The organism is Nocardia sp. NPDC102475 (assembly GCF_055584605.1).
In genome coordinates this window covers 173,402-195,456 of record NZ_JBVJLS010000009.1, presented here as the reverse complement: position 1 = coordinate 195,456, position 22,055 = coordinate 173,402, and the positions used below count along the sequence as shown (strand labels likewise).

Below are 22,055 nucleotides of genomic sequence, written 5' to 3'. Positions count from 1 at the left end.
GGATAGTACCGGCGCGGGTGCGGTGCGTGCCGGGTGCAGGGATCAGGCGAAGTGCTGGTTGCGTTCGGCTAAGGCGGCGCGGAGTTCGGCGAGGGCGGTGGGACCGACGCCGTGCAGTGCGGCGAGATCACGTTCGGTCCATGCGGTCAGGTCGGCCAGGCGGTGGATTCCGGCGGCGGCCAGGGCGCGTTCGGCCGGTTTGCCGAGTTTTACGGGGAGGTCGGAGTCGGACATGGCCCCATACTGCCCCGCGGGACCGACAACTGTGAGTAGAGGCGGCTCGACGCGAGTGTGTGACGTACGCCCCGTAAAGTCGTCTCAGAACAGCAGCGTAAGAGAACGCGGCACACCGTGCAGCGCGAGGAGCACCAGTGTCACTCGATCAGCCACTCGCCCCGCTTCCCCAGGAGGGCATGGGGTTTGCTTCGGCGTGGCCCATCCGGGCTGGCGATGTAGATCCGTACAACCGCTTGCGGTTCGACGGCGTCGCACGTTATCTGCAGGACATTGCCTGGGAACAACTGCAACAGACGAATCTGCATACGACCGATCCGAGCTGGATCGTGCGTCGTACGGTCATCGATGTCATCCGGCCGATCCTGTGGCCCGACCAGGTGCGGCTGCTGCGGTGGTGTTCGAGCATGTCCACCCGGTGGACGAATATGCGGGTGCGTATCACCAGCGCGAACGGTGGATTGATCGAGACCGAGGGCTTCTGGATCAATATCAGCGAGTCCAACAATATGCCCGCCAGGATCAGCGACGAGGGCCTGTCCTACCTGGCGCAGACCACCAATGAGCACCGCCTGCGCTGGCGGCCCTATCTCACCGAAGCCACCCCGCCGGAATCGGATACCGATATGCCGTTCCCGGTGCGGGCTACCGATATCGATCAGTACAACCACGTCAACAATGCCTGTTACTGGCAGGCGGTGGAACAGTTCCTGGTCGAATACCCCAAGCTGGTCGCGGGGCCGCATCGCGCGGTGATCGAGTATGTCGCGCCGGTGCTGGCTCGTCAGCATGTCGCCGTGCGCAGCCGCTACGAACCGGGCGACCGCTCAGGACGGCCGGTGCTGCGGTTGTGGTTCGTGGTCGGCGGAATCACCACGACCGTCGTGCGCATCATGCCGCTGTAAAGAAAAACCGGCTCCGTTCACTGGGAACGGAGCCGGTCGCTGTTCAGCCGCGCGCGGCCTTGAGCAGATCCTCACGGGTAGTGAGCTTGACCCGCGGACGGCCCGACGCCTTACCCGCGGACTTCTCCGCCGTATCGATCGCCTTCCAGCCCTCACGGTCGACCAGGTCGGCCTGCCGCTGTCCGATCAGCGCCTTCAGCGCGGCCCGATCAGCCTGTGGCACACCGAGTTTGCCCGCGGTGAAGTCGGCGAGCAGAAGCTCGACGGTCTCCTCGGAGTCCATGCGGTTGGAGCCGATGACACCGCGCGGACCGCGCTTGATCCAGCCGCTCACGTACACACCGGGCACCGGAACACCGTCCTCGCCGATGACGCGGCCGTGCTCGTTGGGAACGACAGCGCGGCGCTCGTCGAACGGCAGATCCTTGATCGCCGCGCCCTTGTAGCCGATGGAACGCAAAACCAGTCCGGTGTCCAGGGTTTCGCTACGATCGGTCGTGCGCGCCACCAATTGGCCGTTCTCGCTGACCAATTCGTTGTGCGCGAACTCCACCGACTCGACGTGATCGGCACCGTGCAATGCCGTCGGCGAGACCAGATAGCGGAAGACGATCCGCTTATTGGCCGGATCGCGCCGCCCCGCCGCGTATTCCTTGGCGAGGGTGTACTTCAGCTCCAGCGACGGCTCGACCTCGGGATCGTCCAGCAGCGCCTGACTGCCCGGGTCGAGCGTCAGGTCGGCCTCCTCGACGATGACATCGACGCCCTTCAGATGCGTCAGCGCCAGGAACTCCGGCGAGGTGTAGGCCGCCTGCAGCGGACCGCGCCGACCGAGCACGACGACCTCGCGGATATTGCTGCCGCGCAGCGCATCCAGGGCGTGATCGGCGATATCGGTCTTGGCGAGTTCGTCCGGGTCCACCGTCAGCACACGGGCGACATCCAGCGCGACATTGCCGTTGCCGACGATCACCGCGCGCTCACCGGACAGGTCGAACTTGCGATCCGCGTAGTCCGGATGGCCGTTGTACCAGGCGACGAATTCGGTCGCGGAATGGCTGCCCGGCAGATCCTCGCCCGGCACATCCAAACGGCGGTCGGAGGACGCGCCGACGGCGTAGATGACCGCGTGGTGGTGGGCCAGGAGTTCCTCGTGGCTGATGTGCGAGCCGACCTCCACATTGAGGTAGTACTGCAGCGTCTCGCGCCGGAAGGCCGACTCGAACAGTCCGGAGACCGTCTTGGTGCCCGGGTGGTCGGGGGCGACGCCCGCGCGCACCAGACCCCACGGCGTCGGCAGCCGATCGAACATCTCGACCTCGACATCGCAGCGCCGCAGCAGCTCGTCGGCCGCGTAACAGGCCGCGGGTCCCGCACCCACGATCGCGACGCGCAGCGTGCCGAGTTCCTTGGGCGGACGCGCGGGCGTGACGATCGGATCGAAGTTCGATTCGAGTGGATGCCGCTGGAAGTAGGCGGCGTTGATGTCACGGAACCTGGCCAGCGACGCGGTCAGATCATCCTCGGAGAAGATGGCCTCCACCGGGCACGCGTCGACGCAGGCACCGCAGTCGATACAGGTGTCGGGGTCGATGTAGAGCATCTCGGTCGTCGCGAATTCCGGCTGGTCCGGGGTAGGACGGATGCAATCGACCGGGCACTCAGTGACGCAGCTGGCGTCGTTGCAACAACGCTGCGTGATTACGTAGGCCATATTGTGCAGATCCTCGAAAATGTACCTGGGCTATAGCCACCCAAGGGGGTCGGGAGTGGTCGGGAGCGTCATCGTCACGGTGCTGGCGGAGGGTGCCCCACGAGGCGCCGTGATTGTGATGCCGCTTTCAGTTTGCCTCGAGTGTGTTCGAGGCCTCTCCTTCGGAGGGCTTACGGTATCTCCATGGTGCGGACTCTGATCCTCATGCGGCACGGTAAGTCGTCCTATCCCGACGGTATCTCCGATCACGAACGCCCGCTCGCTCCGCGTGGTCAGCGCGAGGCCGGACTTGCCGGTCAGTGGTTACGCGAGACCCAGCCGCCGATCGATGCGGTACGCTGCTCGACCGCCACCCGCACGCGGGAAACGCTGGCCGCGACCGGAGTTACCGCGCCGGTGGTCTACGAGGCGGGCATCTACGAGGCCTCCCCGCGCACGCTCATCGAATTGGTCCAGCTCAGCGATGACGATGTCACGACGCTGCTGGTCATCGGGCATGCGCCCGGAATGCCGTGGACAGCATGGGAGTTGGCGAGCAATCGCGACTCCGATCCGGCGATCGAGCTCAGCCGGAAATTTCCCACGTCGGCGCTGGCGGTGCTCGAATTCGACCGGCCGTGGGCGCAGGTGGACGAGGGCACCGGCGATCTGGTGCGCTTCCACATTCCGCGCTGATCGCGGACGGCGTCAGTGTAATAGTTTGCCGCCGACGACCACGACGACGCCGAGGACGACGAGCAGCACGAACGCGGCGAATCCGCCGAGCAGCCACCACACGACGCCGAGCGCCAGCACGAACGGCGCCACCGCGATGGCGGTGATCACGGGGCTTTCCTTGACCGTGGCCCAAGCCGAGCGGGCCCTGATCCGGTCGATGTCCTTACCTGGCATGTCACCAGGGTAGGTGCGAAACCCCGTTCTCGCCGTCGAGCGGGTGGGATGCTCAGCGGATGGATTGGAAAATCGAACTGGTCGCAATTCCGGTGACCGACGTGGACCGCGCCAAGGACTTCTACACCAAGATCGGCTTCAACGCCGACCACGACCACCGCGTCGACGAGACCCTGCGCTTCGTCCAACTGACCCCACCCGGCTCCGGCTGTTCCATCTGCATCGGTGAGGGCATCACCGACGCCGCACCGGGCAGCGTCGAAGGCATGCAGGTGGTCGTCGCGAGCGCCGAGGACGCCTACCAGCAGCTGGTCGCGGCGGGTGTGGACGCGTCGCCGGTGGTGGATATGGGCTGGGGCCTGTTCACCTTCTTCACCGACCCCGACGGCAACAAATGGGCGGTGCAGGAGTTGCCCAAGCGCGACTGAGTCCGCAGCGGCACGTTGGTCGTCGTCGCGCATTGGATGCGCGGCGATGACAGTGTCCGGTCACTACCCCAGCTGATCGAGCCGAATCGTCAGCGGGCACGGCGAGTTGGTCGTGAACTCGCCCGTCACCTCACCGTTGTCGACATATCCGAGTTCATCGGTGAGCACGAAGGCGACCAGACTCAATGGCGTGGTCAGATCGATGATCCAGTAGTGCGAGATTCCGGCCTCTGCGTACTCGCTGCGCTTGGTGACATAGTCCGTGCGCCGAGAACCAGGAGAGACGATCTCGACCACAACGTGAACAGCTGACGCGCGCAACACTCCCCCCTCGGCCTCGACCCGCTGATACTCGGAACTGTCGATAACGACCAGATCAGGCCGACGGACTGTGGCCGGTCCCTCCGCAGTGACCAATTGCAAATCAACATCGACGTCCGGGACGGCGACGAGCTCGTCCGGCAACTGTTCGTCCACCTGACTGAAAAGTCGGGCCCCTAGCCTCATGTGGCGTGGCCTCGGCGACGGCGACATCATCAGAATCCCCTCCTGTAGTTCCCAACGCGTCTGATCGTCCTCGCCGAGTGCCTCGTACTCGGCGATAGTCAACAGCCGCCATGGCTCAGGAAGTGCCGTCACCCTCGCTCCTCAGCTCGCCCCACCCTGGTCGGCTCCAGTGTCCCACGCAAGGTAGAGGCACGGCGGCAAGCAATTCCGTGATTCGGCAGAATGGGCTTGCTTGGAGTGCGCTCCAGGTGGCTAACGTCGGTTGTGTTCATCGAGAAGGGCGAGTGCAGTGGGTGGAGCCGTAGGTCAGGTTGTCGGTGATCAGCAAGTCGTCGATGTGGATCGGGAGAAGCCGCAGTATTCGATCGGCGAGGCCGCCGATCGGTCGGGACTGAGTCGCGACACGCTGCGCTGGTACGAGCGGATCGGGCTGATGAATTACATCGGGCGCGATCACGCCGGGAAGCGGCGGTTCAGCAATCGCGATCTGGAGTGGTTGGCGTTGATCGGCAGGTTGCGCACCACCGGAATGTCGGTGGCGGACATGGTCCGCTACGCCGAATTGGTGCGGGAGGGGGAATCCACTGTGCCCGAGCGGCTGCAGATGTTCCGCAATACCCGCGCGGAGGTGCTCGCCAAGATCGACGAACTCCGTCAGACCCTGGCCGTACTCGATTACAAGATCGACCTGTACGAGGGCAAGACCGCCGCCGTCAAACCGGCCGCACTCACGCAACCATGCGAAGGGATCAAAATATGAGCTCACTTCCGACTGCAGCGTTGGGCGCCGGCGGCATCCAGGTGGGTGCACAAGGCCTGGGCTGCATGGGAATCAGCGATGCCTACGGTCCATCGGATCTCACCGAATCGCGGGCAACCCTCGATCGCGCACTGGAACTCGGCGTCACCCTGTTCGACACGGCCGATATGTACGGCTCGGGTCACAACGAGGAATTCCTCAGCGATTTCGTGCGCACCAACCGCGACGGGGTGGTCCTTGCCACCAAGTTCGGCATCGTCCGCAAAGCCGACGATCCCACCTACCGCGGCATCGACAACTCGCCCGAATACATTCGCAACGCGGTCGATGCCAGCCTGCGCCGCCTCGGCATCGACACCATCGACCTGTACTACATGCACCGCCGCGATCCCGCGGTCCCGATCGAAGAATCGGTCGGCGCGATGGCGGAACTCGTCGAACAGGGCAAGGTGCGGGCGCTCGGCCTGTCCGAGGTGACCGGAATGGAACTGCGCGCGGCCCATGCGGTGCATCCGATCGCGGCCGTGCAGTCCGAATGGTCGCTGTTCTCCAGGGATGTCGAGCGAAGCGCAGTCCCCACCGCCGCCGAACTCGGCGTGACATTCGTGCCGTACTCGCCACTCGGTCGCGGATTCCTCACCGGCTCCTTCGCCGCGGCAGGCGAATTGGCCGATGGTGCGGACGTCCGGCACCGGCAGCCGCGCTTCTCGGGCGACAACGCCGCGCACAACGCCGAACTGCTCGTCCCACTGCGCGACATTGCGGACGAGCGCGGAATCTCGCTCGCGCAAGTGGCATTGGCGTGGGTGCATGCCCAGGCGGGTGTGCACGGACTGACGGTGGTCCCGATTCCGGGCACCCGCAGCCGCACCCGGCTCGCCGATAACGTTGCCGCCGCGACCATTTCGCTCAACGCCGACGAATTGGCCACGCTGGACCCGATCGCCGACAAGGTGACCGGCGACCGGTACCCGGATATGTCTTTCACCTCCGTCGGCCGGGAATGACCGACCACGCAGCAGATCAGGAGGCATCGGTGTCCACACTGACGCTCAATGTCCGATTCACCGCCAAGCCCGGTCACGAGACCGAACTGCGCGAGACGCTCGAGGATTTGGTCGCGCCGACGCATGCCGAGGCGGGCTGTATCGCCTACGAGCTGTATCTGCACCCGAGCGATCCGAGCCGAGTCGTGCTGCTCGAGGAGTGGGTCGACGAAGCGGCGCTCGCGACGCATTTCGAAACTCCGCATCTGCAGGAGGCCGCGGTCGTATTGAACGAGATCCTGATCGAGCCGTTCCAACTCCGGCGGTTCCACGAGGTCGCCTGACCCTCAACGCAGCACGGTGAACCGGACCGCAGTCCGGGCACCGTGCTGCTCTACTATCCGGACCATGGAGTCCTCCGGCAGACGCGTGTTCATCGATAAGCAGACACCTGAGGCGTTTCGAGCGCTGAACACCGTGGCAAGCGCGGTCCGCGCGGCCGGTGCCGCGGCCGGACTCGACCGCAGGCTCATCGAATTGATCAACGTGCGCGTCTCGCAGATCAACGGCTGCGCATACTGCCTGGACGTGCACCATCGGGCCGCCGTCGCGGCCGGTGCCACCGAGCGCGAACTCGCCGTGCTGTCCGCATGGCAGCGGACCGAGCTGTACACGCCGCTGGAGCGGGCCGCGCTGGCACTTGCCGAACTCACCACCACGCTGCCGGACGAGGCCACGATGGACCGTGAGTACGCTCTGGCACGCGAGCATTTATCGGATGAGCAGGTCTCGGCGATCCTCTGGGTCGCCACCACGATCGGCGCGTTCAACCGCGTGTCGATCCTGAGCAAACACCCGGTACGACCGACGAAGGAGAAGTCGACCATGACCGAATCCACGCCCGAGAGCAAGGTCGCCCGCAACGACGAGAAGAAGCGCTACGAGGTGTTCTACGGCGGCGAACTGGCCGGATTCGCCGACTACGAGGAGCGCGACGACGAGACGGTGTTCATCCACACCGAGATCGATGGCGCGTTCTCCGGTAAGGGCCTCGGCACCGTCTTGGCCAAGAATGCGATCGAGGATGCGATCGCCCGCGGCCGGGTGATCCGGCCGCTGTGCCCGTTCATCAAGGCCTACCTGGAGAAGCATCCGCAATACGACGAGCATGTGGTCGGCAAGGGCGTCACCCGATGAGTGATCTCGATCCGCATCCGGAGGAAGCGGTCTGCGAGGCGACACCGGGTTCCGGCCCGGTCGCGGAACTCTATCCGGCGCGCGAGGTCCCGCTCGGCGGGGTGCGCGGCGTTTATGTGGAACGCGTACTGCCGCAACGTGATCTGCCGACCGTCGGCGCCTGGTGCTTCCTCGATCACTTCGGCTCGCCCACGGTCACCAAGACGGGGGCGTCACCGGATATCGATCCGCATCCGCATATCGGATTGCAGACGGTGACCTGGCCGTTCGACGGGCGCATCCGCCACCGCGATTCGATCGGCTCCGATGTGGAGATCGAGCCGGGACAGCTGAATCTGATGACCTCCGGCCGCGGCATCGCGCATTCCGAATACGGCGTCGCGGGGGCGCACGCCGGGCACGGCCTGCAACTGTGGATCGCGTTGCCCGGCAACAGCCTCGGGATCGATCCGCATTTCGAACAGCATCGTGAGCTGCCGGTCTACGAGGCACCCGGGGTGCGAGCGATCGTGCTGATCGGCACGTTCGCCGGACTCACCTCGCCTGCCAAGGCCTACACACCGATCGTCGGCGCGGATGTGCGAATCGAACCGGGCACCGACACCGCCATCGCCCTGGATCCTGATTTCGAGCACGCGCTCATGGTGATCGAGGGCAGTGTCACAGCCGATGGCACCGAAATCGCTGCCGGCCCACTGCTCTACCTGGGCACCGGACGCGACCAGTTGCGGCTCAGCAGCGCCGAGGGCGCGCATTTCGCACTAATCGGCGGCGAGCCGTTCGGTGAGGAATTGGTGATGTGGTGGAACTTCGTCGGCCGCAGCCACGAGGACATCACCGAGGCCCGAAACGATTGGGAGAAACACGTTGTCGAGCGTTTCGCCGATATCGCGGGCCACACACCGGAACAGCGCATTCCGGCCCCGCCCCTGCCCGGTCTGCACCTGAAGCCCCGTAAACGTCGCATGGGCTCGGCCAGGACCTGAATCCGTAGCACCACAAAACAATCGGGACTTTCTCTGATGCGCGGGAATTCGGGGAGGAAACACTTCAACATCCGATCACGAAACGGTATCTTCGTTCGGAACAAACCGGACATTCCGCGCCGGTGGTCGGATGAAAGAGCAGGATGAGGATCTCCAGAATCACCGCGACGGCACTGCTTGCACTCGCGGCCACCACGATCGGCACCGGCGTCGTACTCGCGGAACCCGCACCGCCCGCACCGAATTCGACCGCCGACGTACCACTCGACCTGCAGGGCTTCTTCCAGCACATCGGCTATCACGTCGCGGCGACCGAGAACCGCCACGCCGTGGTGACGACAATTTCCGAGGGCCGCTGGGACCTGGTCCGCGACAACAAGGTCATCTCGCTGACCGATGCCAACGGACAGGTGGTCGCCGCGCTGCCGACCGCAGTGAAGATCGCCGGACATCGGATCGATCTGGTGCCTGCCATCGATGAGGCGGGCACCCGGCTCTCACTCACCCCGATCAGCACGACCGATGATCCGGTGCGGGAGGTGAGCACCGAGCAGCGCTTCTTCGATCAGGTCGAGAAGTCCATGCCGCAGGTGCTGACCGGTGCCGCTATCGGTGCGGCCATCGGATTCGTCCTCGGTTTCCCGCTCGGTCTTTTCGTCTTCGACTTCGTCACCGTCCCGGTCACGACCGTGGTCGGCGGGGCCATCGGTGCGTTCGCCGGCCTGTCCGCCGGTGGTGGTGAACCGGCCGTTCAGGCGGCGATGGATTACTTCGATCTCAATCCCTGAGCGAGCCGATATCGTCGTGCGGTAGCAGGCGCTGGGTCCCGATGACGCGCAATAGATCCAGCTTCTCCGCGGCATCGGTGCCCGGACGCGGCATATAGACCAATAGCCGCTGTGCCGCGTTCGGGGTCAGCAGGGTTTCGCAGACCGTATCGATCGCGCCGACCTCGGGATGCAGGATCCGCTTGATATCCGAAGTCCGCACCGCCACTTCGTGTTCGTGCCACAGCTGCTCGAATTCCGTACTCGCGGTACGCAATCGGCTCACGAATTCGGTGACGTCGGCATCGCCGGATCGGCGCGCCGCGGTGGCGCGCAGATCCGCGACATGGTTGCGGCCCAACCGATCCCAGTCGTCCTCGGGGAATATCGAGCGCGACTGCGGATCGGTGAACCAGCGCCAGGCATAGAACCGGTCCCAGCCGCGCCGATTCGCATGGTCGCCGACCAGCAGGGTATGCATGCGGTTCTGCACCAAAACCTCGCCGAGGTCGGTGATGACGGTGGCCGCGGTGTCGTCGAGCTTGGCAAGCACGTGCATGATCCCCGGAGCGACATGCCTATCGGCCACCTCGCGCCCGGGCGGCGCGTGATCGCACAGGTGATAGAGATGGTCGCGCTCGTCATTGCTGAAACGCAGCGCCCGCGCCAGCGCGGCCAGCACCTGGGTGGAGGGCCGCGGGCCCCGGGACTGTTCGAGGCGGGTGTAGTAGTCGGTGGACATCCCCGCCAGCATTGCCACCTCGTCCCGGCGCAGGCCGGGCGTGCGGCGGCGCACCCCCGGTGGCAGCCCGACATCCGCGGGCGTCAGCTGTTCGCGACGCCTGCGCAGGAAATCAGCCAGTTCGGATCGGTCCATGTCACCACTGTCCCGCAATACCCGCCACCGAGCCAGGGATCGCCGGTCCCCCGATAAGCGATCTCTCCCGCAACCCTTCAGCAGGGGTCAGGCTTATCCCATGACGACATCGAAGAACACCACCAAGCTCGGCGACACCCGCCCGACGGTCGGCCGCATCGGACTCGGCGCCATGGGCATGTCCGGCATGTACGGCACCGCCGACGACGCCGAATCAATCGCGACCATCCACGCCGCACTGGACTCCGGCGCCAACCTCATCGATACGGGCGATTTCTACGGCGCCGGTCACAACGAGATGCTGATCGGCAGGGCCATTGCCGAGCGTCCCCGCGAGGACGTGGTGCTCAGCGTGAAGTTCGGTGCACTGCGCGGGCCGGGCGGCACCTGGGGCGGCAGCGACAATCGACCCGTCGCGCTGCGCAACTTCCTCACCTACAGCCTGCAGCGCCTCGGCGTGGATTACATCGATATCTACCGTCCCGCGCGCTTGGACCCGAATGTCCCGATCGAGGAGACGATCGGCGCCATGGCCGAACTCGTCGAGGCGGGCTATATCCGGCACATCGGACTGTCCGAGGTCGGCGTCGACACCATTCGCCGGGCCGCCGCCGTGCACCCGATCGCCGATCTGCAGATCGAATATTCGCTGATCTCCCGTGGGATCGAGACCGAAATCCTGCCCGCGGTAAGGGAACTCGGCATCGGCATCACGGCCTATGGTGTGCTGTCGCGTGGTCTGCTCAGCGATTCGGTGCGCCCGGGTGTGACCTTCGCACCGACCGACTTCCGCGCCCACAGCCCGCGCTTCCAGGGTGAAAATCTCGACCAGAACCTGAAATTGGTCGACGCTCTCGCGAATATCGCCGCGGAGAAGGATGTTTCGGTCGCACAACTGGCCATTGCCTGGGTACTGACCCGGGGCACGGATATCGTGCCGATCCTCGGTGCGCGCACTCGTCAGCGCTGGTCGGAATCCCTTGGGGCCGTGGATATCCAGCTCAGCATCGATGAACTGGCGACCATCGAGGCCGCGGTGCCCGCGGATCAGATCGCGGGCGAACGTTATGCGGAAGCACAGATGGCGCTGCTCGACAGCGAGCGCTGACGTGGTTTACGGGAGGGCGCGCGCTCAGGCCGCCCTCCCGACCCGGGTCAATCGATCACTTCCGCCGTGGCCGAATGACCGCCGTGAATGCCGATGCGGCAACGGACTTTCCGGTGCTATCGGTGATATCCACCGGCACCTCCAGCTCGACATCGACCCGCGCCGCGATATCGGCGCGCACCCGTTCCAGGGTTTCGGCAGTCAACGCGGAGGTCGCGAGAAACGGACCCGCCTCGCCCTTGGCCCGCGCCAGATATTCGATCCGGCCGTCGCGGGCGACGATGAATGTCTCGCCCATCAGATCGACAATGCCCGAGATCGACGCGCCCATCGCCGCGGTCTCAGCCAGGCCGAACAGCACCGCGGCATGCAGATCGCCGTTGTGGTTGAGATGTTCGGGCTTCGGCGCGATCGTCACGACATTGCGGCCCGCGCTGAACTCCACTCCTTCGATACCGGCGAACTGGATAAATCCCAGCTTCTGAAATCCGGCCATCACCAGATCGCCCACGGCCGCGTCGTCCATCGCATCTCCCACCGAACTGAAACGTGTTCTAATTTCATACCCCGGCGGGATAGCGGTTGTCCACCGTGGGTCAGGCAGAAGAGTGGGTGAGCGTGACGACCAGGTAGCCGAGTCCGAGTACCACGCACAGCACATTCGCCGCCATGGCTCCGATTGCCCAGCCTCGCGCCTTCTTGGACGCGTCGATCGCGCCCGCGACGTCGCCCGCGATCCACTTCGAATGCACCTGGGTACCGAAGACGATCGCGACCAGCCCCACCGCCGTTCCCACCAGGCAGGTCAGCGTGCCGATAATCGTGGCGACGACCGCGAAGCCCAGATGTGCCGGTGGTTCGAACTGCGGCTGGGCAGGCGGGTAGCCATAGCCGGGCTGTTGTCCATATGTCATGGGTGGGGATCCCGTCTCGAAGTCGGCGGCCGGGCCCGGCATTTCGGGCTGTACCAGCCTACGAACACAACCTTGCACCGCGGCTGATGATCGCGCGATCGGCTCGGCTTGGGCACAATTGACAACGGTGGCATGTCTATCGCGATTGGATAATGCATGACGGCGTTGGCGCGAAAAGCGGCGGAAAAGCCGATGTGTCTGTGGCCGATCGGACGGTAGGGCCGATGTACGACCCGACCTCCGATATCGATCGGATCATCGCACAGCAGGTGGGTTGGTCCGCGGCCGACGACCATCTGCTGTACACCTGCGGTGTCATCGACTTCCTGCTACACGACCGGCTTGCCGAACTGCCGACCCGAGCCACCATGGTCCGGACCGAATCCGACGAAATATGCCTGGCCGAGGGCCCTGCCGTCTGGTTTCAGTGGCGGGCGGTCGGGGACGGAACCTGGAATCGCAACGGCGTGACGGCTGTCGGCACGCTGTCCTTCGTGGCGGCGGCTCATCTCGGCAATGCCATGGCGAACCGCTCGCGACGCCGCCAGGCGGAGGCCGGACTGCGCCCGCGCTGGGTGGCCGAACGCCCCGGCTCGGTAATGGTTTCGGACCGGCGGATGTACTGCTACAACGCCGATCATTCGTTCTCGGTGCATTGGGCGGGCCTGGAAATGGTGGATATGCCCGGGCCCGACCGACTGATCTGCCGATATCCGGACCGAAACGGCAATCCACATCTCCTCCAAGTCCAAAGCCCATGGGCCGTACTGATTTTCGCACTGGCGGCACACACTCAGTTCCCGAGCCATCCGCTGTTGCAATCGGGTAACTGGCTACCGGCGGGATTCGAGGAAAAGTGCCACATCGCTGGCAAAACCTGCCCGCGAGTACGTCATCGGTGATATGCCCTCGGCAACTGGTAGCCGCGTTCGGCAAGGATGGTGCGCAGTAGGTCCGGGCGGTTGGTGATCAGGCCGTCCACGCCGAGATCGATCAGCGCGGTCATGGTGGGGCGATCGTCGACCGTCCATGGCACCACCGTCATGCCGTGCTCGTGGGCGGCACGGACCAGTTCGGCGGTCGTGAACGCCGCGTAGCCCGGATCCTCGACCGTGCGGTCCTGCGGACTGCCATGTACCGGTGACAGCACGTTCGCGCCGAAAGACGCTGCGGCCGCGACGTATTTCTCCGGCAGTGTGCCAGGGAAGTCATCGATATCGATCCCGCCCAACCAAGGCGACGCACCCGGCTGACCTTCCTGCAGAAATTGCTGCCCACTGGTCAGCGCGACGATCGGCAACTCCGGCGCCACCTGCCGCATCCGCATCAGCGCGCCCCAATCGAAACTCTGTATGGTCACCCGGTTTTCGAAATGCGCCCGATGCACCTGCGCCGCGACCGCTTGGTCAGAGGGCATCGACCAGAACGACCTGCACAATGATCTGGATCAGTAGCGGCCCGGTTTCGATCAGGTTGTAGAAGATTGTCACGCCACCGATGTCCCATTCGTAAGCGTCCGGGATCTCGTCTCCGCCAGCTCGAAAGGGAATGGCACCCTTAGCAAGAGGCAGCGGGTCGTCCAGCAGATCGAGCAGCGCCAATCGGACCCGAACGCGAAGTACGTCGGGCAGTTCGTGAACTTGTTGCTCGGCTCGGGGGCTGACCTCAATCAGAACTCTACGGCCGGTCAAAGATGTCGTCCCGTTGCAAGTCCTCACGAGTCAGGGTTCGAAATGTGCCGGGATCGGCGGCGAACTGGGCCATTCCGTCGCGGATCTGTGCGGCAACCTCGGTTCTGCGCTGCTCCGCACGTAAGCGGCGCAGTTCCTCGCGTTCAGCTTTGAGCTGCTGGTACTCGCTGAGGCTCACGATCACCTCGACGACCCCGTCGGGACCCGTGATGACACGATGCGGGTCACCGGCTGGTAATGGGCTAGCGGGCGGCATCTGCCCATAGTAGGCGAATCTGCGTCCGCGGCCCTGATCCCGACCACAGCGGACGGCAGCTGGACGACGCAAACGGCCCCCGCTCCGGAGAGCGGGGGCCGAATGCTGTTACCGGGTCAGCGGTAGTCGCTGAAACCGTAATCGTCGAGCGGGACCGCGGCACCGGTGGTGGCGCCGAAGCTGTCGGGGCTGTAGTAGGTGTCGTCGTAGGACGGCACCGCGTACGCCGCGGCACGAGCCTCTTCGGTCGGCTGGACCTGGATATTGCGGTAGCGGTTGATACCGGTACCGGCCGGGATCAGCTTGCCGATGATCACGTTTTCCTTGAGGCCGATGAGCTTGTCCGAGCGGCAGTTGATGGCCGCGTCGGTCAGGACTCGGGTGGTCTCCTGGAAGGATGCCGCCGACAGCCACGAATCGGTCGCCAGCGACGCCTTCGTGATACCCATCAGCACCGGGCGACCCGCCGCGGGCTCATTGCCCTCGGCGACGACGCGACGGTTGGAGGCCTCGAACTCGGAACGCTCGGTGAGCGAACCGGGCAGGAACTCCGTGGCACCCGAATCGATGATCGTCACGCGACGCAGCATCTGGCGCACGATGACCTCGATGTGCTTGTCGTGGATCGACACACCCTGCGAGCGGTAGACCTCCTGGACCTCGTGGACCAGGTGGATCTGCACCTGACGGGGGCCCATCACGCGCAGCACCTCATGCGGATCCGCCGCGCCTTCCAGCAGCTGCTGGCCGACCTCGACGTGGTCACCGTCGGAGAGCAGACGCTCGGTGCCGTCGTCGTGCTTGAACACACGCAGACGCTGACGCTTCGAGAGCTTGTCGTAGACAACCTCTTCACCACCGTCATCCGGGATGATGGTGATCTTGTAGAAGCGATCGTCGTCCTCGAGCCGCACCCGACCCGAGACCTCCGCGATCGGCGCCTTGCCCTTGGGCACACGAGCCTCGAAGAGCTCCTGCACACGGGGCAGACCGCCGGTGATGTCGTCACCCGCGACACCACCCTGGTGGAAGGTACGCATGGTCAGCTGGGTACCGGGCTCACCGATGGACTGCGCGGCGACGATACCGACGGCCTCACCGATGTCGACCAGCTTGCCGGTCGCCATGGAGCGGCCGTAGCAGGTCGCGCACACGCCGGTGCCGGTGGTGCAGGTCAGCACGGAGCGAACCTTCACCTCGGTGATACCCGCGTCCAGCAGCGCCTCGATGGCCGGATCGCCGAGGTCGGCGCCCTTGGTCACGACGACGTTGCCCTTGGCGTCGACCGCGTCGGACGCGAGCGTCCGTGCGTAGGCACTGGTCTCGACGTGCGCGTCCCGGATGAGCGAGCCGTCCGGCTGCTTCTCCGCGATCGGCACGACGATGCCACGCTCGGTGGCGCAGTCGTGCTCGCGCACGATGACGTCCTGCGAGACGTCCACCAGACGACGGGTCAGGTAACCCGAGTCGGCGGTGCGAAGCGCGGTGTCGGCCAGACCCTTACGAGCACCGTGGGTGTTGATGAAGTACTCCAGCACCGTCAGGCCCTCACGGAAGGAGGACTTGATCGGCCGCGGGATGAACTCACCCTTCGGGTTGGTAACCAGGCCCTTCATACCGGCGAGGGTACGAGTCTGGGTGAAGTTACCGGTCGCGCCCGAGTCGACGATCGTGATGATCGGGTTGTCGGCCGGGTAGTGCGAACGCAGCGCCTTACCGACCTCTTCGGTCGCTTCCTGCCAGATCTTGACCAGGGCGTTGTTGCGCTCCTGGTGATCGAGCGCACCACGCTGGTACTTCTTCTCGATCTGATCGGACTGCGCCTCGTAGCGCTCCATGATCTCGGTCTTCTCCGGCGGAACGAGCACGTCCGACATCGAGACCGTCACGCCGGAACGGGTGGCCCAGTAGAAGCCCGCGTCCTTCAGCTTGTCGACGGTCTGCGCGACCACGATCATCGGGTAGCGCTCGGCCAGATCGTTGATGATCGTGGCCTGACGCTTCTTCGGCATCTGCTCGTTGATGAACGCGTAGTCCGCCGGGAGCAGCTCGTTGAACAGCACGCGACCGAGGGTGGTCTCGGCGATCCACGCGTCGCCGCGGTTCCAGCCGTCCGGGAACAGCTCCGCCTCGATTGCCTTCGGCGGACGCTGGTCGGTGAGACGCACCTTGATCAGCGAACGCACGGTGAGCTCACCACGGTCCACCGCCATCTGCGCCTCGGCGGGCGAGGAGTACACGCCCTGCTCCGGTGCGTCCTTGGTGGCCGCCTGGTACTCGCCCTTCGCGCCCTCTTCCAGGCGGGTCAGGTAGTACAGACCGGTCACCATGTCCAGACGCGGCATAGCCAGCGGACGACCCGAGGCAGGCGACAGGATGTTGTTCGAGGACAGCATCAGGATGCGGGCCTCGGCCTGCGCCTCCGCGGACAGCGGCAGGTGCACGGCCATCTGGTCACCGTCGAAGTCGGCGTTGAACGCCTCACAGACCAGCGGGTGCAGCTGGATGGCCTTACCTTCCACCAGCTGCGGTTCGAAGGCCTGGATGCCGAGGCGGTGCAGGGTGGGCGCACGGTTCAGCAGCACCGGGTGTTCGGCGATGACCTCTTCGAGGACATCCCACACCTGGGGACGCTGCCGCTCGACCATCCGCTTGGCGGACTTGATGTTCTGCGCGTGGTTCAGATCGACCAGACGCTTCATCACGAACGGCTTGAACAGCTCCAGCGCCATCAGCTTGGGCAGACCGCACTGGTGCAGCTTCAGCTGCGGACCGACGACGATGACCGAACGGCCCGAGTAGTCGACGCGCTTACCGAGCAGGTTCTGGCGGAAACGACCCTGCTTACCCTTGAGCAGATCGCTCAGCGACTTCAGCGGGCGGTTACCCGGTCCGGTGACCGGGCGGCCGCGGCGGCCGTTGTCGAAGAGTGCGTCCACGGACTCCTGCAGCATCCGCTTCTCGTTGTTGACGATGATCTCGGGCGCGCCCAGATCGATCAGTCGCTTGAGGCGGTTGTTGCGGTTGATCACGCGGCGGTACAGGTCGTTCAGGTCGGAGGTGGCGAAGCGGCCACCGTCGAGCTGAACCATCGGACGCAGCTCCGGCGGGATCACCGGAACGGCGTCGAGCACCATGCCCATGGGCGAGTTGCCGTTGGTCTGGAAGGCCGCGACGACCTTGAGCCGCTTGAGCGCGCGCAGCTTCTTCTGGCCTTTACCGCTGCGGATGGTCTCCCGCAGGTTCTCGGCCTCGGCGGCGATATCGAAGTTCTCCATCAGCTTCTGGATGGACTCCGCACCCATGGCGCCGGTGAAGTACTCGCCGTAGCGGTCGATCAGCTCGCGGTAGAGCACCTCATCGACGATGAGCTGCTTGACCGACAGCTTGGTGAAGGTGCTCCAGATCTCGTCGAGCCGGTCCAGCTCACGCTGGGCGCGGTCGCGCAGCTGACGCATTTCACGCTCGCCGCCGTCCTTGACCTTGCGGCGCACATCGGACTTGGCACCCTCGGCCTCGAGCTCGGCCAGATCGGCCTCGAGCTTCTGGGCGCGGGCCTCGAGGTCGGCGTCGCGCTGATCGGCGACCGCCTTCTTCTCGACCTCCATCTCGGCCTCGAGTGTGGAGAGCTCGTTGTGACGCAACTCCTCGTCGACGCCGACGATGACGTATGCGGCGAAGTAGATGATCTTTTCCAGATCCTTCGGCGCCAGGTCGAGCAGGTACCCGAGGCGCGAAGGCACGCCCTTGAAGTACCAGATGTGGGTGACCGGAGCGGCCAGCTCGATATGGCCCATCCGCTCACGGCGCACCTTGGCGCGAGTCACCTCGACGCCACAGCGCTCACAGATGATGCCCTTGAAGCGGACGCGCTTGTACTTACCGCAATAGCACTCCCAGTCCCGGGTGGGACCGAAAATCTTCTCGCAGAACAGGCCGTCCTTCTCCGGCTTGAGCGTGCGGTAGTTGATGGTCTCCGGCTTTTTGACCTCGCCGAAGGACCACTGCCGAATGTCCTCGGCGGTGGCAAGGCCGATCCGGAGTTCATCGAAGAAGTTGACGTCTAGCACGTAACTTCCTTTCCCCTATTCGGGTCGAATTCGAGCAAAAGTTCACTAGTTGGTCGAGCGCGGAGGCCGGATGTCGTCGGCGTGCACGCCATCCGGCCCTACCGCCTAGTTCGCCAGATCGTCGACGGTCGCGGCTTCGTTCCTGGACAGGTTGATGCCCAGGTTCGCGGCCGCGCGCTCCAGATCCTCATCATCGCCGTCGCGCATCTCGATCGCCGCGCCGTCCGAAGACAGCACCTCGACGTTGAGGCACAGCGACTGGAGCTCCTTCAGGAGCACCTTGAACGACTCCGGAATGCCCGGCTCCGGAATGTTCTCGCCCTTGACGATCGCCTCGTACACCTTCACGCGACCGACCACGTCGTCGGACTTGATGGTGAGCAGTTCCTGCAGCGTGTAGGCAGCGCCGTAGGCCTGCATGGCCCAGCACTCCATCTCACCGAAGCGCTGACCACCGAACTGCGCCTTACCACCGAGCGGCTGCTGGGTGATCATCGAGTACGGACCGGTCGAACGGGCGTGGATCTTGTCGTCGACCAGGTGGTGCAGCTTCAGGATGTACATGTAGCCGACGGCCACCGGGTACGGGAACGGTTCACCGGAACGTCCGTCGAACAGTGTCGCCTTGCCGTTGTCGTCGACCATGCGCTCACCGTCACGGTTCGGCAGGGTCGAGGACAGCAGACCGGTCAGCTCCTCTTCGCGGGCGCCGTCGAACACCGGGGTGGCGATGTTGGAATCGGACGGAGCCGCCAGCATCTCCTCCGGCAGGGCCCTGGCCCAGTCCGGACGGGAATTACCGTCCGCACCGGCGCCGACATCCCAGCCCGCCTTGCCGATCCACCCGAGGTGGGTCTCCAAGATCTGGCCGATGTTCATACGACGCGGCACACCGTGGGTGTTCAGGATGATGTCCACCGGGGTGCCATCGGGCATGAACGGCATGTCCTCGGTGGCGAGGATCTTGCCGATGACACCCTTGTTGCCGTGGCGGCCGGCCAGCTTGTCGCCGTCCTGGATCTTGCGCTTCTGCGCCACGTACACCCGGACCAGCTCGTTGACGCCCGGAGGCAGATCGTCGTCGTCCTCGCGCGAGAACACGCGGATGCCGATGACCTTGCCGGACTCACCGTGCGGCACCTTCAGCGAGGTGTCGCGCACTTCGCGCGCCTTCTCACCGAAGATCGCGCGCAGGAGCCGCTCTTCCGGGGTCAGCTCGGTCTCACCCTTCGGGGTGACCTTGCCGACCAGGATGTCGCCGTCACGAACCTCGGCGCCGATGCGCACGATGCCGCGCTCGTCCAGGTCCGCGAGGACCTCGTCGGAGACGTTCGGGATGTCCCGGGTGATCTCCTCGGCACCGAGCTTGGTGTCGCGGGCGTCGATTTCGTGCTCTTCGATGTGGATCGAGGTGAGCACGTCCTCTTCGACGAGGCGCTGCGACAGGATGATCGCGTCCTCGTAGTTGTGGCCCTCCCACGGCATGATCGCCACGAGCAGGTTCTTGCCGAGCGCCATCTCACCGTTCTCGGTGCAGGGACCATCGGCGAGCACCTGGCCGGACTCGACGCGCTGACCTTCGTCCACGATCGGCCGCTGGTTCGCGCAGGTGCCCTGGTTCGAGCGGGCGAACTTGCGCATCCGGTAGCTCTTGCGAGTGCCGTCGTCGGCCATCACAGTGACGTAATCGGCCGAAACCTCTTCCACCACACCGGACTTCTCGTTCACCACGACATCACCGGCGTCGACCGCGGCGCGCAGCTCCATACCGGTACCCACGATCGGGGATTCGGAACGGATCAGCGGCACGGCCTGGCGCTGCATGTTCGCACCCATGAGGGCACGGTTGGCGTCGTCGTGCTCGAGGAACGGAATCATCGCGGTCGCGACCGAAACCATCTGGCGCGGCGAAACATCCATGTAGTCGACCTCGGAGGCGGGGACGAGTTCGTTCTCGTCGTTGCCCCGGCGGCAGAGCACGCGCTCCTCGAGGAAGCGGCCGTCGGCGTCGACCGGCGAGTTGGCCTGCGCACGGACGTGGCGGTCCTCTTCGTCGGCGGTGAGGTACTTGACCTCATCGGTGACCTTGCCGTCGACCACCTTGCGGTACGGCGTCTCGATGAAGCCGAACGGATTGACCCGCGCGTACACCGACAGCGAACCGATCAGGCCGATGTTCGGGCCTTCCGGGGTCTCGATCGGGCACATGCGGCCGTAGTGCGAGGTGTGCACGTCGCGGACTTCCAGACCGGCACGCTCACGGGACAGACCACCCGGGCCCAGCGCCGAGAGGCGACGCTTGTGGGTCAGACCCGACAGCGGGTTGTTCTGGTCCATGAACTGCGACAGCTGCGAGGTTCCGAAGAACTCCTTGATCGCGGCCACGACGGGACGGATGTTGATCAGGGTCTGCGGCGTGATGGCCTCGACGTCCTGGGTGGTCATCCGCTCGCGGACCACGCGCTCCATGCGGGAAAGGCCGACCCGGATCTGGTTCTGGATCAGCTCGCCGACGGTGCGCAGGCGACGGTTACCGAAGTGGTCGATGTCGTCGACCTCGACTGGCACCTCTTCACCACCCGGCGCGGTCATACCCCGATCACCGGCGTGCAGACGCACGAGGTATTCGATCGTGGTGACGATGTCTTCCTTGGTGAGCACCGATGCGGTGATCGGCTCGCCGAGGTGGATGCCGAGCTTCTTGTTGATCTTGTAGCGACCGACGCGCGCCAAGTCGTAGCGCTTCTCCTTGAAGAACAGGTTCTCCAGCAGGGTCTGCGCGGACTCCTTGGTCGGCGGCTCGCCCGGACGCAGCTTGCGGTAGATGTCCAGCAGCGCCTCGTCCTGACCGGCGGTGTTGTCCTTCTCCAGGGTCGACATCATGATCTCGGAGAAGCCGAAGCGCTCGACGATCTCCTCGTTCGTCCAACCCAGCGCCTTCAGCAGCACAGTGACCGGCTGACGGCGCTTGCGGTCGATGCGCACACCAACGGTGTCGCGCTTGTCGATATCGAACTCCAGCCACGCGCCACGCGACGGGATGACGCGCACGCTGTGCAGGTCCTTCTCCGTGGCCTTGTCGACGCTGTGATCGAAATACACACCCGGCGAACGCACCAGCTGCGAGACGACGACGCGCTCGGTGCCGTTGATGATGAACGTGCCCTTGTCGGTCATCATCGGGAAATCACCCATGAAGACCGTCTGGCTCTTGATCTCACCGGTGTTGTTGTTGATGAACTCGGCGGTCACGAACAACGGCGCCGCGTAGGTCATGTCCTTGTCTTTGCACTCGTCGATGGAGGCCTTGACCTCTTCGAAACGAGGATCCGAGAAAGAAAGGGACATCGAGCCGGAGAAGTCCTCGATCGGCGAGAGCTCCTCGAGCACCTCCTCCAGACCGCCCGTTAGTCCGCCGTCGCCGCGAGCCGCGGCTTTCTCACGCCACGAGGGCGAGCCGATCAACCATGCAAATGAGTCGGTCTGTAGATCGAGAAGTCCGGGCACCTCCAAGGGTTCACGGATCTTCGCGAAAGACACCCGCAACGGGGCTCCGGGGATTCCGGCAACTGCCTTGGTCTGGGTGGAGACTGCCAAGATGCGTCCTTCCAGCACCTCACGCGCGTCGCGTGGTGGTCCGCGACCGTCGCTTGTCTGCTACGAATTCCGCTGGATACAACCCGAACGAAACCCGAACAGGCAACAACGGAAGTAACACCGGAAGGTGGAACTTACGTGTGCAAATCGAGGTATGGACAGGAGGC

At 64.8% G+C, this 22,055-nt stretch carries 23 protein-coding genes and 1 pseudogene; 12 read left to right on the top strand and 12 right to left on the bottom strand.

All coding sequences use genetic code 11. The features are described from left to right. Positions 1-42 precede the first annotated feature (42 nt). Positions 43-234: a helix-hairpin-helix domain-containing protein gene (locus tag ACZ60G_RS18735; RefSeq protein WP_465811319.1), complete on the bottom strand. Its 192-nt coding sequence runs from the start codon at positions 232-234 to the stop codon at positions 43-45. Between the two features lie 137 nt (positions 235-371). On the opposite strand from ACZ60G_RS18735, the gene ACZ60G_RS18730 reads away from it, so the two are divergent. Then, complete coding sequence (locus tag ACZ60G_RS18730; RefSeq protein ID WP_465811318.1) at positions 372-1,139, top strand: acyl-[acyl-carrier-protein] thioesterase; 768 nt, start codon at positions 372-374, stop codon at positions 1,137-1,139. Between the two features lie 43 nt (positions 1,140-1,182). On the opposite strand, the gene ACZ60G_RS18725 is transcribed toward ACZ60G_RS18730, so the two are convergent. Then, complete coding sequence (locus tag ACZ60G_RS18725; RefSeq protein WP_465811317.1) at positions 1,183-2,853, bottom strand: FAD-dependent oxidoreductase; 1,671 nt, start codon at positions 2,851-2,853, stop codon at positions 1,183-1,185. A gap of 183 nt (positions 2,854-3,036) precedes the next feature. On the opposite strand from ACZ60G_RS18725, the gene ACZ60G_RS18720 reads away from it, so the two are divergent. Beyond that, the gene (locus ACZ60G_RS18720; protein ID WP_063047403.1) at positions 3,037-3,528 is read left to right on the top strand and encodes a SixA phosphatase family protein; all 492 of its coding nucleotides are present in this window, start codon (positions 3,037-3,039) and stop codon (positions 3,526-3,528) included. A 12-nt stretch (positions 3,529-3,540) separates the two neighbouring features. Here ACZ60G_RS18720 and ACZ60G_RS18715 read toward each other — a convergent pair whose 3' ends face one another. Further along, complete coding sequence (locus ACZ60G_RS18715; protein ID WP_062983850.1) at positions 3,541-3,744, bottom strand: hypothetical protein; 204 nt, start codon at positions 3,742-3,744, stop codon at positions 3,541-3,543. 59 nt (positions 3,745-3,803) lie between these two features. On the opposite strand from ACZ60G_RS18715, the gene ACZ60G_RS18710 reads away from it, so the two are divergent. After that, positions 3,804-4,172: a glyoxalase superfamily protein gene (locus tag ACZ60G_RS18710; protein ID WP_063047402.1), complete on the top strand. Its 369-nt coding sequence runs from the start codon at positions 3,804-3,806 to the stop codon at positions 4,170-4,172. Between the two features lie 63 nt (positions 4,173-4,235). On the opposite strand, the gene ACZ60G_RS18705 is transcribed toward ACZ60G_RS18710, so the two are convergent. Beyond that, positions 4,236-4,811 (bottom strand): Uma2 family endonuclease, encoded by a 576-nt coding sequence (locus ACZ60G_RS18705; RefSeq protein ID WP_465811316.1) that lies wholly within the window; start codon positions 4,809-4,811, stop codon positions 4,236-4,238. 157 nt (positions 4,812-4,968) lie between these two features. Here ACZ60G_RS18705 and ACZ60G_RS18700 point away from each other — a divergent pair, with 157 nt between their 5' ends. From ACZ60G_RS18700 to ACZ60G_RS18670, 7 genes and pseudogenes are all read left to right on the top strand, one after another. After that, the gene (locus ACZ60G_RS18700) at positions 4,969-5,439 is read left to right on the top strand and encodes a MerR family transcriptional regulator (protein WP_465811315.1); all 471 of its coding nucleotides are present in this window, start codon (positions 4,969-4,971) and stop codon (positions 5,437-5,439) included. Then, positions 5,436-6,446, top strand: a complete 1,011-nt coding sequence (locus ACZ60G_RS18695; protein ID WP_465811314.1) for an aldo/keto reductase — start codon at positions 5,436-5,438, stop codon at positions 6,444-6,446. The genes ACZ60G_RS18700 and ACZ60G_RS18695 overlap by 4 nt, the downstream gene beginning before the upstream one ends. Before the next feature lie 29 nt (positions 6,447-6,475). After that, positions 6,476-6,769 carry a putative quinol monooxygenase gene (locus tag ACZ60G_RS18690; RefSeq protein ID WP_465811313.1) on the top strand — a complete coding sequence of 98 codons (294 nt, stop codon included), beginning with the start codon at positions 6,476-6,478 and terminating at the stop codon, positions 6,767-6,769. A gap of 64 nt (positions 6,770-6,833) precedes the next feature. Further along, positions 6,834-7,292, top strand: a pseudogene (locus tag ACZ60G_RS18685) (carboxymuconolactone decarboxylase family protein); the annotation flags it as partial. Positions 7,293-7,310: 18 nt separating this feature from the next. Further along, a complete protein-coding gene (locus ACZ60G_RS18680; protein WP_465811387.1) occupies positions 7,311-7,622 on the top strand; it encodes a GNAT family N-acetyltransferase in 312 nt (103 codons plus the stop codon). Further along, a complete protein-coding gene (locus tag ACZ60G_RS18675; protein WP_465811312.1) occupies positions 7,619-8,608 on the top strand; it encodes a pirin family protein in 990 nt (329 codons plus the stop codon). Before ACZ60G_RS18680 ends, ACZ60G_RS18675 begins: the two co-directional genes overlap by 4 nt. A 143-nt stretch (positions 8,609-8,751) precedes the next feature. Next, positions 8,752-9,396: a DUF8020 domain-containing protein gene (locus tag ACZ60G_RS18670; protein WP_465811311.1), complete on the top strand. Its 645-nt coding sequence runs from the start codon at positions 8,752-8,754 to the stop codon at positions 9,394-9,396. Here the strand turns inward: ACZ60G_RS18670 and ACZ60G_RS18665 are convergent. Continuing rightward, positions 9,386-10,252: a helix-turn-helix transcriptional regulator gene (locus tag ACZ60G_RS18665; protein ID WP_465811310.1), complete on the bottom strand. Its 867-nt coding sequence runs from the start codon at positions 10,250-10,252 to the stop codon at positions 9,386-9,388. The two genes, ACZ60G_RS18670 and ACZ60G_RS18665, sit on opposite strands and share 11 nt — an antisense overlap. Before the next feature lie 100 nt (positions 10,253-10,352). Between ACZ60G_RS18665 and ACZ60G_RS18660 the strand changes: the two genes are divergently transcribed. After that, positions 10,353-11,360 (top strand): aldo/keto reductase, encoded by a 1,008-nt coding sequence (locus ACZ60G_RS18660; protein WP_465811309.1) that lies wholly within the window; start codon positions 10,353-10,355, stop codon positions 11,358-11,360. A 55-nt stretch (positions 11,361-11,415) separates the two neighbouring features. On the opposite strand, the gene ACZ60G_RS18655 is transcribed toward ACZ60G_RS18660, so the two are convergent. Together ACZ60G_RS18655 and ACZ60G_RS18650 are read right to left on the bottom strand one after the other, a co-directional pair. Further along, the gene (locus ACZ60G_RS18655) at positions 11,416-11,886 is read right to left on the bottom strand and encodes a PaaI family thioesterase (RefSeq protein ID WP_465811308.1); all 471 of its coding nucleotides are present in this window, start codon (positions 11,884-11,886) and stop codon (positions 11,416-11,418) included. Between the two features lie 70 nt (positions 11,887-11,956). Then, the gene (locus ACZ60G_RS18650; protein WP_465811307.1) at positions 11,957-12,274 is read right to left on the bottom strand and encodes a CD225/dispanin family protein; all 318 of its coding nucleotides are present in this window, start codon (positions 12,272-12,274) and stop codon (positions 11,957-11,959) included. 224 nt (positions 12,275-12,498) lie between these two features. On the opposite strand from ACZ60G_RS18650, the gene ACZ60G_RS18645 reads away from it, so the two are divergent. After that, positions 12,499-13,176, top strand: a complete 678-nt coding sequence (locus ACZ60G_RS18645) for a hypothetical protein (protein WP_465811306.1) — start codon at positions 12,499-12,501, stop codon at positions 13,174-13,176. On the opposite strand, the gene ACZ60G_RS18640 is transcribed toward ACZ60G_RS18645, so the two are convergent. The 5 genes from ACZ60G_RS18640 to rpoB all read right to left on the bottom strand — a co-directional run bounded on the left by ACZ60G_RS18640 (position 13,167) and on the right by rpoB (position 21,906). Further along, the gene (locus tag ACZ60G_RS18640) at positions 13,167-13,691 is read right to left on the bottom strand and encodes a glycerophosphodiester phosphodiesterase (protein WP_465811305.1); all 525 of its coding nucleotides are present in this window, start codon (positions 13,689-13,691) and stop codon (positions 13,167-13,169) included. The two genes, ACZ60G_RS18645 and ACZ60G_RS18640, sit on opposite strands and share 10 nt — an antisense overlap. Then, entirely contained in the window at positions 13,681-13,875 is a 195-nt protein-coding gene (locus tag ACZ60G_RS18635; protein ID WP_465811304.1) for a hypothetical protein, read from the bottom strand. The genes ACZ60G_RS18640 and ACZ60G_RS18635 overlap by 11 nt, the downstream gene beginning before the upstream one ends. A gap of 76 nt (positions 13,876-13,951) precedes the next feature. Next, complete coding sequence (locus ACZ60G_RS18630) at positions 13,952-14,221, bottom strand: hypothetical protein (RefSeq protein ID WP_465811303.1); 270 nt, start codon at positions 14,219-14,221, stop codon at positions 13,952-13,954. A 116-nt stretch (positions 14,222-14,337) separates the two neighbouring features. Continuing rightward, the gene (locus ACZ60G_RS18625) at positions 14,338-18,291 is read right to left on the bottom strand and encodes a DNA-directed RNA polymerase subunit beta' (RefSeq protein WP_465811302.1); all 3,954 of its coding nucleotides are present in this window, start codon (positions 18,289-18,291) and stop codon (positions 14,338-14,340) included. A gap of 105 nt (positions 18,292-18,396) precedes the next feature. Beyond that, positions 18,397-21,906 carry a DNA-directed RNA polymerase subunit beta gene (rpoB, locus tag ACZ60G_RS18620; protein ID WP_465811301.1) on the bottom strand — a complete coding sequence of 1,170 codons (3,510 nt, stop codon included), beginning with the start codon at positions 21,904-21,906 and terminating at the stop codon, positions 18,397-18,399. Positions 21,907-22,055 lie beyond the last annotated feature (149 nt).

Excerpts from the sequence above, each read along its gene's own strand:
- ACZ60G_RS18670 (WP_465811311.1), top strand. The coding sequence starts at position 8,752 with ATGAGGATCTCCAGAATCACCGCGACGGCACTGCTTGCACTCGCGGCC.
- ACZ60G_RS18645 (WP_465811306.1), top strand. The coding sequence starts at position 12,499 with ATGTACGACCCGACCTCCGATATCGATCGGATCATCGCACAGCAGGTG.
- ACZ60G_RS18735 (WP_465811319.1), bottom strand. The coding sequence starts at position 234 with ATGTCCGACTCCGACCTCCCCGTAAAACTCGGCAAACCGGCCGAACGC.
- ACZ60G_RS18640 (WP_465811305.1), bottom strand. The coding sequence starts at position 13,691 with ATGCCCTCTGACCAAGCGGTCGCGGCGCAGGTGCATCGGGCGCATTTC.
- ACZ60G_RS18710 (WP_063047402.1), top strand. The coding sequence starts at position 3,804 with ATGGATTGGAAAATCGAACTGGTCGCAATTCCGGTGACCGACGTGGAC.
- ACZ60G_RS18715 (WP_062983850.1), bottom strand. The coding sequence starts at position 3,744 with ATGCCAGGTAAGGACATCGACCGGATCAGGGCCCGCTCGGCTTGGGCC.
- ACZ60G_RS18665 (WP_465811310.1), bottom strand. The coding sequence starts at position 10,252 with ATGGACCGATCCGAACTGGCTGATTTCCTGCGCAGGCGTCGCGAACAG.
- ACZ60G_RS18660 (WP_465811309.1), top strand. The coding sequence starts at position 10,353 with ATGACGACATCGAAGAACACCACCAAGCTCGGCGACACCCGCCCGACG.
- ACZ60G_RS18695 (WP_465811314.1), top strand. The coding sequence starts at position 5,436 with ATGAGCTCACTTCCGACTGCAGCGTTGGGCGCCGGCGGCATCCAGGTG.
- ACZ60G_RS18675 (WP_465811312.1), top strand. The coding sequence starts at position 7,619 with ATGAGTGATCTCGATCCGCATCCGGAGGAAGCGGTCTGCGAGGCGACA.
- ACZ60G_RS18720 (WP_063047403.1), top strand. The coding sequence starts at position 3,037 with ATGGTGCGGACTCTGATCCTCATGCGGCACGGTAAGTCGTCCTATCCC.
- ACZ60G_RS18725 (WP_465811317.1), bottom strand. The coding sequence starts at position 2,853 with ATGGCCTACGTAATCACGCAGCGTTGTTGCAACGACGCCAGCTGCGTC.
- ACZ60G_RS18655 (WP_465811308.1), bottom strand. The coding sequence starts at position 11,886 with ATGGACGACGCGGCCGTGGGCGATCTGGTGATGGCCGGATTTCAGAAG.
- ACZ60G_RS18650 (WP_465811307.1), bottom strand. The coding sequence starts at position 12,274 with ATGACATATGGACAACAGCCCGGCTATGGCTACCCGCCTGCCCAGCCG.
- ACZ60G_RS18680 (WP_465811387.1), top strand. The coding sequence starts at position 7,311 with ATGACCGAATCCACGCCCGAGAGCAAGGTCGCCCGCAACGACGAGAAG.
- ACZ60G_RS18630 (WP_465811303.1), bottom strand. The coding sequence starts at position 14,221 with ATGCCGCCCGCTAGCCCATTACCAGCCGGTGACCCGCATCGTGTCATC.